General features: G+C 71.0%; 9 protein-coding genes, 1 tRNA gene and 1 pseudogene. 1 reads left to right on the plus strand and 10 read right to left on the minus strand.

Features of this window, described 5'->3' with window-relative positions; all coding sequences use genetic code 11:
• Positions 1-49 precede the first annotated feature (49 nt).
• From ACN260_RS20405 to ACN260_RS20450, 10 genes and pseudogenes are all read right to left on the minus strand, one after another.
• Entirely contained in the window at positions 50-964 is a 915-nt protein-coding gene (locus tag ACN260_RS20405) for an IS5 family transposase (RefSeq protein ID WP_422756754.1), read from the minus strand.
• A 131-nt stretch (positions 965-1,095) separates the two neighbouring features.
• Positions 1,096-5,349 carry an FxSxx-COOH system tetratricopeptide repeat protein gene (fxsT, locus tag ACN260_RS20410; protein ID WP_422752605.1) on the minus strand — a complete coding sequence of 1,418 codons (4,254 nt, stop codon included), beginning with the start codon at positions 5,347-5,349 and terminating at the stop codon, positions 1,096-1,098.
• Complete coding sequence (locus ACN260_RS20415) at positions 5,346-6,386, minus strand: AAA family ATPase (protein ID WP_231639981.1); 1,041 nt, start codon at positions 6,384-6,386, stop codon at positions 5,346-5,348. The genes fxsT and ACN260_RS20415 overlap by 4 nt, the downstream gene beginning before the upstream one ends.
• A gap of 14 nt (positions 6,387-6,400) precedes the next feature.
• Positions 6,401-7,882 (minus strand): effector-associated domain 2-containing protein, encoded by a 1,482-nt coding sequence (locus ACN260_RS20420; protein ID WP_422752606.1) that lies wholly within the window; start codon positions 7,880-7,882, stop codon positions 6,401-6,403.
• Between the two features lie 162 nt (positions 7,883-8,044).
• Positions 8,045-9,829 carry a caspase family protein gene (locus ACN260_RS20425; RefSeq protein ID WP_422752607.1) on the minus strand — a complete coding sequence of 595 codons (1,785 nt, stop codon included), beginning with the start codon at positions 9,827-9,829 and terminating at the stop codon, positions 8,045-8,047.
• Positions 9,826-10,212, minus strand: coding sequence for a hypothetical protein (locus tag ACN260_RS20430; RefSeq protein ID WP_422756888.1), 387 nt, complete (start codon positions 10,210-10,212; stop codon positions 9,826-9,828). Before ACN260_RS20430 ends, ACN260_RS20425 begins: the two co-directional genes overlap by 4 nt.
• A gap of 270 nt (positions 10,213-10,482) precedes the next feature.
• Positions 10,483-10,575, minus strand: a pseudogene (locus ACN260_RS20435) (IS5/IS1182 family transposase); the annotation flags it as partial.
• Between the two features lie 234 nt (positions 10,576-10,809).
• On the minus strand, positions 10,810-11,004 hold the full coding sequence (locus ACN260_RS20440; protein WP_422752608.1) for a helix-hairpin-helix domain-containing protein: 195 nt from the start codon (positions 11,002-11,004) through the stop codon (positions 10,810-10,812).
• A gap of 105 nt (positions 11,005-11,109) precedes the next feature.
• Positions 11,110-11,181, minus strand: a tRNA-Val gene (locus ACN260_RS20445).
• A 56-nt stretch (positions 11,182-11,237) separates the two neighbouring features.
• A complete protein-coding gene (locus tag ACN260_RS20450; RefSeq protein ID WP_422752609.1) occupies positions 11,238-11,870 on the minus strand; it encodes a TIGR02611 family protein in 633 nt (210 codons plus the stop codon).
• A 293-nt stretch (positions 11,871-12,163) separates the two neighbouring features.
• Between ACN260_RS20450 and ACN260_RS20455 the strand changes: the two genes are divergently transcribed.
• Entirely contained in the window at positions 12,164-12,595 is a 432-nt protein-coding gene (locus ACN260_RS20455; protein WP_053653619.1) for an SsgA family sporulation/cell division regulator, read from the plus strand.
• Positions 12,596-12,621: the final 26 nt, after the last annotated feature.

The raw sequence follows: 12,621 nt of genomic DNA on the forward strand, positions 1-12,621 counted from the left end.
AAAACGATGGCCGCCACACCAGTGGCAGCCATCGTTTAACACCAATCACCTAGGCCGTGTTTCGTAGGGCGCGGAGCCATTGGTTGATGGCGGCGATGGTGAGGGTGGCTTCGTAGCGCACGGCGAGTTTGTCGTAGCGGGTGGCCATGGCGCGGTGTTGTTTGAGCTGGTTGATACCGCACTCCACGGCGTGACGTAGGCGGTAGAGGTCGGGGTCGAAGGCGGGCGGACGTCCGCCTTTGGACCCTTTGGCTTTGCGGTGGGCGTCCTGGTCGGTCTTGCTCGGGATGCACGCGCGGATGCTGCGGGATCGCAGGTGGGAGCGGTTGGCCTTGGACGTGTACGCCTTGTCGGCCAGCACCATGTCGGGACGGGTCCGTGGCCGGCCGCCACCGGCGCGGGGGACCCGGACCTTGGCCAGGACGGGGATGAACTGTGGGCTGTCGCCGCGTTGTCCGGCGGTCACCACCACAGCCATCAGTTTGCGGCCCTGCTCGCAGGCCAGATGGGCCTTGGTGGTCCAGCCGCCCCTCGATCGGCCGAGCCCATGATCTGCCGGTTCGGTCTGCACGCCACCGGGCGGCTCCTTCTGCGCCTGCCCATCCCGGCGGGCCCCGGCGGCGTGGTGATGGGCTCGGCTGATGGTCGAGTCCACGCTCACCGTCCAGCCGATCAGCCCCGCCGCGTCCGCGCTGGTCTGCAACGAGGTGAGAATCTGAGACCAGACGCCGTCACGCTGCCAGCGCCGGAACCATCGGTACAAGGTCTGCCAGGGCGGGTAGGGCGCGGGTACGTCCCGCCACGGTGACCCGGTCCGGACCCGCCAGCGGATCCCGTCGATGATCAGTCTCATGGTCCATCTGCGCGGCCGAGCATGACCCGTTCCCGCAGGCAGCAACGGTTCCAGTACCGCCCACTGCACGTCGGTCAGGTCATGTCGCCTCGCTGCCGCTACGCTCGGCACGAGGTCTCCGGTGTGAAGTTCTGCTTGGTCGCTGAACCAACTACCGGAGACCTCTCCCATTAGCGACCACCGCCACGCCGCCAACCGCTACGAAACACGGGCTAGCCGCCGACCTTTCGGACCGCCAGCGCTCACGTCGGAGGCGGATCGATCGGGATCGACACCCGATGGCTGGCCAGCAGTTCGGCCGCGTCCGGGTGGTCCAGGCCGACGGTCCGCTCGTACCCGGCGATGGCCGCGTCGCGCAGTTCCCGGGCGACCGGCCGGTCGCCGAGCGCCGACAGCTCGATCGAGAGGTTCGCGGCGCAGATCAACGTCTCCGGGTGATCCTGGCCGTTCACCCGCCGGGCCGCCGCCAGGGTCTCCCGCAGTAGCGAAGCCGCTCCGGCATGGTCCCGGCTGGCAGCGAGATCATTTGCGAGGTTGATCGTCGCACAGAGGGTGTACGGGTGCTCCATCCCGAGCCCGGCACGGAGTCCGGCGACCGCCCGCTCGTTCAGCCGGCGCCCTTCGGTGTAGTCCCCGAGTAGGCGGAGCACGATCGCCAGGTTCGCCATGCAGACGTACGTGAAGGGGTGTTCGTCGCCCAGGACCCGCTGGTAGCCGGTCAGCGTCTCCTCGCCCAGCACCCGGGCCTCGGCCAGGGCCCGGGCCCGCGCCACCCGCTCCTGCTCGGTGCGGGGCAGGATGTTGAACAGCGTCATCGCCGCCGAGATCGTGTCGGCGTGGTTCTCCCGGAAGCGGCGCAGGCACAGCGAGTAGACCTCACGCGCCACCGTCAGCGCCTCGCTGTAGAGACCGGTCTTGCGGAGCGTGACCGCGTGCAGCCGGGTCGCCCGCAGCACGTTCGAATGGTCCGGCCGCAGGCTCCGCCGGTGCAGCGGCAGCCACTGCCGCTGTAACCGCAGCGCCTCGTGGTAGCGACCCAGCCCGTCCAGATCCCGGGAGAGTAAGGTGGCCGTGAACAGGGTGTACGGGTTCGTGTCGCCCAGCACCCGCCGGTAGCGCGCCCAGTTGTCCTCGTCCGTACGCCGCGCCCGCTCGAAGTCGCCGAGCAACCGGTAATCGACGGCGAGGTTGTTTGCACAGCGCAGGGTGTCCGGGGCGTCCTCACCGAACACCCTGCGGTGCGCCTCGAGCAGCCCCTCGTCCAGTTCGCGGGCCCGCTGCCACTCGCCGAACAGCCTCAGGTCCGCCCCGAAGCTGTTGGCCAGTGCCAAGGTGTGTTCGTGGTCGGGCCCGAGCGTGACGCGGGCGATCTCGTACGTCCGTTCGTTCAACCGCCTCGCCTCCTGCGGATCGCCGGTGGAGCGCAGCGCGTTGGCGAGGAACCGGGCGGTGATAATGGTCTGCTCGTTGGCCGCCCCCAGCTTCTCCAGCCACCGGCGGTACGCGATCGAGCCGAGCTCGCGGCTGCTCTCGTAGTCGCCGCTGACGTAGAGATAGCGGATCTGGTCGAGCACCACCTTGCGGATGTCGTCGGACTCGCCGTCGATCGCCCCGGAGGCCAGCACGTGCGGGTTGAGTTCCGCGTGCCGGGGCCAGATCTCCTGGTCCTCCGTCGGATCGCCGGGGTTCGCGGCGGCGAGGAGCTTCTGCACGGCGGTGCGGTAGGTCTCCCGGTCGGCCGGAGTGAGCCGGTCTCGCAGGATCGCCTGCACCAGGCGGTGGATCTGGATGCTGTTGCGGGTCGCGTCCACCTTCGCCAGGCCGTACTTGCCGATGTCCCGCACCGCCCGGCGCAACTGGATGTCGTCCCGGACGGTGGCGTCGAGCAGGCTGGGTAGCCCGGCGTAGCGCCCCATCGGCAACAGTCTGATCGAGATGGGCTCCGAACCGAGAAAGGCGCACAGCTCCAGCAACTGCAACGCGGCGGGGGTCTGCTCGGCCAACTGGTCGAATGCCAGCCCCCAGGTGATCACCACCGGCGTCGAGTACGACGCGGGTGAACTCTCCCGCAGCAAGAGGCCGACCCGTTTTTCCAACTGGCCGAGGTACTCGTCGATCGGGGTGCCGGTCGCCAGCATCCAGGCCGCCGCCTGCTCTAGGGCCAGCGGCAGATCCCCCAGCTGCTCCGCCAGCCGGTCGGTGTCCTCGTCGCCCAACTCCGGCAACCGCCGTCGGATCAGCTCGATGCTCTCCTCCCGGGTGAAGACATCCACCTCGATGCTGTCCGCCAGCCCGGCCCAGTTGTGGTTGCGGGAGGTGATGAGCACATGCCCGCCGGGGTTGCTGAGAAACGGCATCAGGTCCTCGGCCCGGGTCGCGTTGTCGAAGACCAGCAGCCACCGGCCGTACGGCCGTCCGGTGCGCAATGCGTCGTACACGGTCTCCAGGGCCTGCGACACGTCGACGTCGTCGCTGAGCAGATCGAGCTTGCGGGCCAGGGCGACGAGCGACTCCCGGATCCGGGTCGGTTGTTCGGCCGGAACCCACCAGATCAGGTCGTAGTCGCTGGCGTACTTGTAGACGTACTCGACGGCGAGCTGGCTCTTGCCGACTCCGCCGAGGCCGTGCAATGTGTGCGGCAGCACCGCGGTGACGTTGTCGGTCAACCGCTGGCGCAGCGCGTTGAGCAGTTCTTCCCGCCCGGTGAAGTCGGGGTTGCGGGGCGGCACGTTCCCGAACACCGCCGGTTGCTCCCCGACGCTGGAACGGCCCCGATCTCCTGGAGCGGTCTGTGCGGTCATGTCGTCCCCCTCTTCGGGTGTCGCCGCGATCGGTAACCGCCGGTTGGTCCGCTGCGCCGGCCTGGCTGGTGGGCCGAGGGCGACCGGAGCCAGCCGCCGCGCGAGTTCCGAGTACCGGCCTCCCAGGCTGCGCAGCACCGTGTAGGCCACCTCGGCAAACGGGCGGCCCAGCCGGGTCGCCAGCCGGTCCGAGACCTGTCCGGCGAGCAGCGCCGGAAAGTCGAGAGCCGCGCCCATGTGCTCGTTGACGTAGCGGGAAACGACATCGAGGATCCGCAGCGCCTCACCGACCCGCAGTCCGGAGAGTAGTTCCTGCCGTACGCCGGGAAGGAACTCGTAGCGGGCCTGTTCGACTGGGGTGTCCTCAGCCCAGCTCGCCGCGTGGCGCAGCAGCCCGCTCAGGTAGACCTCGGCGAGGTCCTGCGGCTGTGAGCGTGGCAGCATGAGGCGCTGCACCAGGCGCATCACCGGCAGTGTCAGCGGTGCGGCGGCGAGGAACTCGGCGAGTTGACGGGCCTCGTCCGAGGCCATCGCCCGGAACCGGGCGACCCGCTGGGCCGGCGTCAGGTCCAGCGGCTCAGGCGACGGAGGCTCCCACAGCGGGTCGACGAGCAGCGGACGAGGGTCGGTGGTCAGCAGCACGACCGCCGCGACCGGGCCGAGGGCGCGGCCACTGACCAGGGCGGCCCCGGCAGCGAACCATCGCGGTGCCAGTTCCAGCACCGGTATCGCGACCGCACCGCGCGGAAGGTGGTCCGGCACCTCGTCACGCAGGCGGGGGTGCAGCTGCGCCGCCGGTGCCGCAGGGCGGGTCGGCCGGACCAGCACGGGGTGCAGCGTCGGGCGGCAGCGGTGCCACAGCCGCTGCGGCAGCGGCTGGACCACGGCGACCGGACCGGAGCGACCCCAGATCGCGAGCCACCGTCGCAACTCGGGAGCGTCCCAGATGGCGCCGGTGCAGTCGCTCAACACCATCGTCAACTGCCGGCCCTCCGGGTCGACCAACTCGCGCGGGTCCCGCGCGGTGCTGCCGCCGTCGGAGGTCAGGATCGGCCGGTGGCCGTTGGCGTCCGGCCGCAGGTACCACACCTGGATGCGCCGGAACGTGTGCACCCGCATCCGGTTGGCGAGGGTCCGGATCTCGGTCGCCGTCGCCTCCCAGACCACCATCGACGGGCTGCCGTCGACCAGCAGTACGAGATCCAGCCACGGCTCGGTGACCGGGGTGAGGCACGGTTGGAGCATCCGGGCCTCAGCCGACCGGCGGGCCGTCTCCGCCTCGTCGAGCCGCACGGCGTGCCGGGAGGGTACGGATCGGCGCAGCGGGCCCAGCGCCCGGGCGATCTCCCGGGCGTGCGGCAGGGCGGGCACCCCCGGAGTGCGTACCGGCAGCGAGGACGGGTCGCGGGGCCCGTTGGCCGGCGGCGGCAGGTAGAGTCTGGCGGACGGTTCCGCCTCCGTCACCGCGGGTGCCTCCGGCCGGGCGGGCGGCCGGGCCGGGGGGATGGACGGTGGCGACGCAGGTGGCTCGGGTGGCGCCCCCAGTGGCGCTTCACTCGCCGTCGCGCCCGGCCCGGCCCGGGGCGGTCCCGGCTGGCGGGGCAGGAAGCGGGCCAGCCAGATCGCCTCGGCGCACTCCTCGGCCGTCAGGGCCAAGGGAGCGCCGCCGAGGGCGGTGACCAGCCGATCGATCATAGGGTGCCGGCCGCTTCGAGGTCCCGGATCAGGTTCGCCCGCAGCCGGGCGCGGGTCGACTCGGGCGGTCGCACCCCGGAGGTGACCAGGAAGATCGCGTTCAGCAGCTGGTCCGTGGCCACCGCACCACGGTCGCGTAGATCGAGGAAGTGCGTGATCAGGTCGGCGCTGGCGGCCACCGCCTCCTCGCCGAGCATCGAGGTGATGATCTGGGCCAGGGCCTGCTCGTCCGGGGGCTGGATGTCCAGTCGCAGGCAGCGGCGCAGGAAGGCGGGTGGGAACTCCCGCTCGGCGTTGCTGGTGATGACGACGACCGGGAAGGCGGCGCAGCGGACCTGGCCGCGCCGTACCGGTGCCCGCAGGGTGCCGTCGCTGGTCATCACCTCCGCCAGGCTCTGGTCCTCCGGCAGCCGGGCCAGTTCCGGGATCTCGAACCGGCCCTCCTCGAAGACGTTGAGCAGGTCGTTGGGGAGCCCCAGGTCACTCTTGTCCAGCTCGTCGATCAACACCACCCGGGGGCGTGCCCAGGGCAGGAGTGCCGTACCCAGCGGGCCGAGCGTCAGGTAGCGGCCGATGTCCGGTATCTCCTCGGTCCGCCCGGTGGACTGGAAGAGGTTCGTCTCCTGGAGCCGACCGATCGCGTCATAGCGGTAGAGGCCGTCGTCCACGGTGGAGCGGCTGGTCACCGGCCAGTAGAGCACCGGCCCGAGGCCCAGCTCGTACGCGACGCTGTAGGCGAGGGTGGACTTTCCGGTGCCCGGCTTGCCCGTCACCAGTAGCGGGCGGCGCAGGTAGAGCGCGGCGTTCACCATCTCGATCGCCTCGTCGGTGATCTGGTAGCCGCGGGCCCGCTCGGCACCCTGCCGGTCCTCCGGCAGCGCGGAGGTAATCAGTGGCCCGCCGCCGAACCGCCGCCACCGGGGCGGCTCGGGGAGTCGCTCGATGCCGTTGTGCGGCCGTCCGGTGCCGAGGTAGATCCGCCAGTCCTCGCCGTCGCCCGTCGCGGAGTCCTCCGGCTGCGGTGGTGATTCCAACACGCTGTCGCCCCTTCCTAGGCCGGCGCGCTGAGGGCGTCGGCCGGTGGCACCCGGTCGATCTCGTCCCACAGCAGGGTGAGGTGGAGACCGAGGTGTTCCGGGGAGCCGCCCTCGCTGCCCGCGTCGCGACGCAACTCCCAGACCATCTCGCGCAGGTTTGCGACGCTGCGCGCCATGAGCACCTCGGGGATGTACGAATCGAACCGTGACGCCGCCGCGCGATCGCGACACCAGAGGACGACCGGCAGCCCGGCGGTGACCGCGGCGCCGATCGCCGCCTGGGTGTGCCGTTCGGCGCCGCTGACGAACAGCACGAGACAGACCGGGTAGTCGTCGTTGCCGAGCAGTCGGGCGTGCAGGTGCTGCGCGACGTACGGCTCGGTGAGCCGCTCGAAGGCGACCGCCCTGGCCTGCACGGCGGAACCCTGCTCGCGCAGCCGCCGGTGCCGCGTCCGCCAGCGGGGACGCATCAGGGAGTTGCGCATCCGGGTGAGGTCGCGGACGACCACCGGGTAGTGCACGCCGAGGGCCGTGTACAGCCCCGGAGCCGCCACCTGCCACCGGTCGAACTCGTAGTCGAGCAGGGGTCGGGGCACGATGAACTCGACGGTCAGTTGACCGATCTCGGCGGTACTGCGATTGGCCAGTTCGGTGAGGACCTCATCGATCTTGAGCTGGATCTGCTCCAGCCGGAACCGATCCCCCGGCCCGTCCGGGACGCGCTCCCAGTGCCACGGCAGCCGGCCGGGATCGCCCGGGGTCACCAACCAGGCCTCGAACAGATATCGGGAGGCGTCGATGCCGTCCGCCTCCAGCAGCACCACGAGGTAGGAGCGGTACTGCTCGCCGTCCGAAGGTCTGGAACCGCCCGCCGACCCGGCCGGCGGCGGGGACGCCGCCGGACCCGGCGGGACCCCCATCCGCCGGGCGACCGCGTCGGCGAGGCGGCCGGCGATCCGGCGGGCCGGTAGGGCGACCAGGCCCGCCAGGTCGTCCAGGAAGGCGACCAGCGGCGGACGTACGTCGGGGTCGGAGATCGCGTCCTCCAGCTCCCGGAGTACGGCCGCCAGGTCGTTGACCGGTGGGCGTACCCGCGGACCGAGCCGCGCCACCGCGCCACGGCACAGGTCCAGCAGCACCGGCGGATCGAGGCCGTCGGCCAGTTCGACGATCCGGCCGCGTTCGTCGGCGGTGAGGATCTCCGGCGGCAGGTGGATGGCGACGAGTGCGCGGAAGCGGTCCAGTTCCGGGCTCTCGCCGTCCACCGCCGCGACCGCCTCGGGCAGCAGCCGGAGCGCCCCCGGCACCTCCTCGCAGGCCGCGACGAGTCCCCAGAGGTCGGTGAAGGGTACGTCGGAGCGGCGGAAGACCGGCTCGCCGTCGATCAGGTGGCCGAGTTGCCGTACGTACCGGTCGCGGTGGGTGCGTACCTCGGCACCGGTGAGTGCGAGCATCGCGTCGACCAGCCGGCGGTGGTCGTGGGATTCGAGGGTCACCGACGCCGCCACCCGAGCGCACTTCGGCAGCGCCGGAGGACACCGCTATCGACCATGTCTCCTCCGATGCGATGCCGATAACCACCCGTTGCGGTGGGTCTACAGATAGTACGGAAGCAACCGCGTGCGGTAGAACCCTCCGCACGGAAGAAATCTATTAGCTTAAATTGAACGCATCGGGCGGATTGGTGGAATACCAACCGCAGCCAGCGGTGCGGGCCGGTCCGTCGCCCGCAGCGCCTCGTGGCCGGCGTGGATGGCGTTTCGGATATCCGACACCACCGCTCCGCCCCCGTCCGGCACCGGTGCGCGCAACGCGTCCCGTACACCGAGCTGGCGGGCGTGCAGCAGGGAGATCAGTTCGTCTCGGCGTACCTCCACGGTGCGCCGGACCTCCTGCAGCTGCGCCAGCGGCGACCGCCGTACCCTCTCGGGCCCGCCGTCTCCGGCCGGACCGCCGGACCAGGCCGGGTCGGTGGCGCGCAGCCGGGTGCGGGCGACGTCGAGCCGGCGGAACTGCGCCTCGCCGCAGGCGATGGCCTCCTGGACGGCCGGTCCGATCTCCATGCCCGCGGCCTCGCATTCCACCGCCATCTCCGGGTCAAGCAGGAACGCGCGGGTCAGCGCCGCACCGTCACCGGCCCATGCCGCCGAGAGCACCAGCAGCGGCGGGCACAGCGGCAACGCGTCCACGGAGTCGGTCAGCACCTGGGCCGCGCGCTGGTCGCCGCCCGCGCGCAGCGTGACGACCGCGAGCAGCAGCGCCCCGGCGGTCAGCGCGGCCGTCGGCGCCGGGTCGCCGGGCGGGGCCTCCCGCAGCTCTCCGGCGGCCGCCGCGAACGCGTGGCCTGCGGCCTGCCAGCGCCCGCCGATCGCGTGGCTGATCCCGAGTCCCCACCAGGCACCGGCTGTCGCATCGACGCGCACCGCCGCCCCGAACCGGGTGGTCGCCTCGTCCCAGCCGCCCGCCCGCAGGGCCAGCCAACCCGTCCGGTCGGCCGAACTCCTCAGCATCCGCTCCACCGGTTCGGGCAACCCCGCTTCCCAGTGCAGGCGCTCCGCCGCCCAGGGGACGGGCCGCTGGCGGGGCGGGACCGGACCGTCCGACCGGTCGGCACCGCGACCGTCCCGAACCTCCACCCCGGCCGGCGGCAGGGGCGCGGTCCGGCCGGCCGCCGTGGCCAGGGCCGGACCCCGGGAGCTCCGGGCGACGTAGAGGTCGCCCTCGCCGTACATCCAGCGGCGGGGCGTCTGCCCGCCGGCCACCGCGACCGAGTCCCTGACGTACCGGTAGAGCTCGTCGGCGGACACCAGTCCGTCACCGTCCAGGTCGGCGTCACCGGTGCACAGCCCTTCGATCACCGCACCGGCGAAGACGGAGTGCTGAGGGTTGTCGGTCAGGGGCAGCGGCTCACCGGCCGGCTCCCAGGCGTACTCGTGGGCGGTAGTGGCGGTCAGGACGGCGCGGCCGGTCCCCTCGCCCGGGAACAGGTCCCCGCCGCGGACGCCTGCGTCGCCCTGGTGGGTCAACACCCGCGACACCGCTCCGCTGAAGCAGCAGTCCAGCAGCAGGACCATCCGCTGGCAGGCCGAGCGGTTGAGCAGTCGGTTGATCAGTTCCGTGGAAAGCGCGGTGGCCGGCAGATCGTCGACATCCGTGTCGGCGAGAGCGAGGTAGAGCAGTCCGTCGATGTCGCGTCGACCGTGGCAGGCGAAGAAGATCAGCAGGTGATCCGACCGGCCAGCCGACCGCAGCAGTCGGGCGATCTCCAGCCGGGCCTCGTGCTCGGTCGGGTTGACCAGCAGCCGTACGTCGTAGGCACCGACCGTGGGGTCACCGAGCAGCCGGGCCAGCACCTGAACGTCGTGCGCCGGAGACCGGAGGCGGGACAGCTTGGGATCGTCGTACTCGTCACAGGCGATCAACATGGCGCGTCTGCGCGTCACCGGGGAAGTTTCCGGTCGAGCCAGGTCTGGGCGATGTGGCGCTGGTCGGCGGCGGAGACTCCGGTGAGGTCGAGTTCGCTGCCGTCCGGCTCGACGATCCGCACACTGCGTCCCTGGCGCTGGCCGGCCCAGGCGCGGAGGAGCTCCAGCACCGCGATGATCGACGGGAGAGCGGGTTCGATGGCCAGCGCGACGGCACCGATCATCTCGATCTCGCCGGCACGGGTGCCCTCCGGCGCGACCTCGGTCGGTGCGGGCAACCGTTCCCCGTACGGAGCCAGTTCCCGGGCCAACTGTCGGGCACCGAGTTCCAGCTCGCCAGGCCCGTCCTCCGGGCCCCCGAGCAGGAGCGCGGCGATCGGCAGCCCGCTGTGGTCAGCCATCAGATTCCTCCCCGGTACGGATCCGTCCGCGCCAATTGCACCACCAGTGGTCAACGCGACCGGCCGGCGCCGGCGAAATGCCCGTCCGGGCCGGCATTCCGGTCGGGGGCGAAGGTGTGTGCGCCGAACCATAAAGCAACTTCTATAGCTGATGAGGTAAAAGGCGCGGTGACCACTGAGCCCTTTCATGCTGCGTAGCGGTTGGTTTCGACGTGGCGCAGAACGAGGATGGCCTGCACGATCGTGGTCGCTCGCCTGGGCAGCAGCGCAGGACCGGCGCTGCTTGCGGTGGCCGCGGATGCGGTCGGCGAGGTGGTTCAGGGTGCGGCCGGACAACGGAATCGTGGCGGGGCAGGACAGCATCGTGAGGCTCCCGGTCGGGGCTTCGGGTCCTGCTCGACAGCTGTCCTTCCAGGAGCCTCGCGCCCATCGGTCATCCGGCCGGCAAGCGTGGCGATGATCGCCGCCACCCTGCCCGGACGCTCCACAGCCGAGTCGAGCTCGCAGGGCTTCAGACCGCGGACCAGGTTGTCCGCCTCCGCGTTGCAGGCCCGCAGCGTCAGCTTGGAGCGCGGCGAAGTCGCCGCTGGGGAATTCCTATCCGAGACTGAGATCGTGCTGCTCCAGTGCGCGCTGAATGATTCCGAGCGCCTTCGGCCCCACCCCGTGCAGGACGGACAACTCGGCGCGTGGCACGCCCGCGAGGTCACGCAGCGTCGGGTAGCCGGCCTGGGTCAGGGCGCGCACAGCCGGCGCACCGATCTTTGGCAGGGCGTCGAGATCGGCAATCACTCCGTCGACCCTACGCAACCGCAGCCAACTACCTGTTCACCGCCCGACAGCAGAAAGGCAACCTCCCGAACCCGGGAAGCGGCCTCTGACCTGCCGTGCTAAGGGTGGGCGATGCTGGTATCGAACCAGCGACCTCTTCGGTGTGAACGAAGCGCTCTCCCACTGAGCTAATCGCCCTCAGCGCCGTTGACTCTACCCGATCGTGCGGCGGAGCCAAAAACCCGGGGTGCCGGTCAGGTCGTGGCGAGGTAGTGCAGCAGTTGGGCGACCAGGTCGATGCCGAGGCTGTACTTGAGCGAGAGCCAGAGCACCACGGCGACGAAGACCAGGCCGACGGAGCCGAGCAGGAACCGCACGGCCAGGGAGCGGGTGGTGGCCCACCGGGTCCAGGCGTGGACGTGGCGGCGGGTGAAGCCGAGCAGCCGGCGGGCCCAGTGGAACTCGACGGCCCAGATGGCGAGGCCGGCGATGACGATCAGCCAACCGGGACCGGGCAGCGGGATCAGGGCGATACCGACGGTCACCACGATCGCCCCGGCGACGGCGATGAATATCTTGAGGGCGACGCGGCCGGTGGGGTTGGCCCGGATGAGGTCGAGGGTGGTGCGCAGCCGCCACCGCCAGCCGGTGGGGCGGGCGGCGAGGGCGGTCCGGCCGGATCGACCTCCGCCACCGCGGGCGCGTCCGTTGACCGCTCGGGCCCGGCCGCGGGAGTTGCGGGGGGTGCCGACGACGCGACCGGCACGTCCGGCGTCGGAGGTCGCCCGACCGTCTCGGTCCGGTGGCTTGATCGGCACCCTGTCACCCCGCCTTTTGGCTGCCCGGGCCCCTACTTTCGGCGACTCGGCCCTACTCACCGCATCCATTGAGGAACGTTTCGCGGCCATTTCACCCCCCAGTGTCGTCCCGGCCCGTCACTTGCGCAGACCACTGGACGTTACCGGAGTAAGTCGACGACTGAACCACCCGACTTCGGACGGGCTCCCGACTGGGCAGAACCGGAAATCCTACAAGAATTCTCACATTCTCGCGGCGATTCGGACCCCCTTCCCACCACTGGGTGAAGTCAGCGTATGGCGGAGCGTAGCCAGCAGTAGCACCTGAGTATGGGAAAAGCGGGACACGCGCGTTCCGCAGCGGTGCCGGGGGGAGAACGTCCATGAGTGTCATCCGACCGACGACCGTAGAGGTCGAGACGTCGCTAAGGCTCGTCGCGCCTGACGCCACCGCCTTGCCGGTGCGTGCCAGCCTGCGTTACGACCCTGCTGACCCGTATGCGGTCCATGTCCTGTTCCATGCCGAATCGGCCGGCGGCGAGGCGGTGAGCTGGTCATTCGCCCGCGAACTGCTGGTCACCGGCCTCGACGAGCCGGCGGGCATCGGCGACGTGCGGGTCTGGCCCTGGGCCACCCCGCGGGGCGACTTCGTCGCGCTGGCCCTGTCGTCGCCGGACGGCAACGCCCTGTTCGAGGTCCCACGCAGCGTGCTGGTGCGTTTCCTGCGCCGGACCTACGTCGTCGTTCCGCGCGGCCGGGAGGCCGAGCACCTGGACGTCGACACGGCGGTGACCCGGCTGCTCGCCGGTCGCTGACCAGCCTGCCCGGAGCCGCGCGGATC

The organism is Micromonospora sp. WMMD708 (assembly GCF_049315245.1).
GTDB lineage: Bacteria > Actinomycetota > Actinomycetes > Mycobacteriales > Micromonosporaceae > Micromonospora > Micromonospora wenchangensis.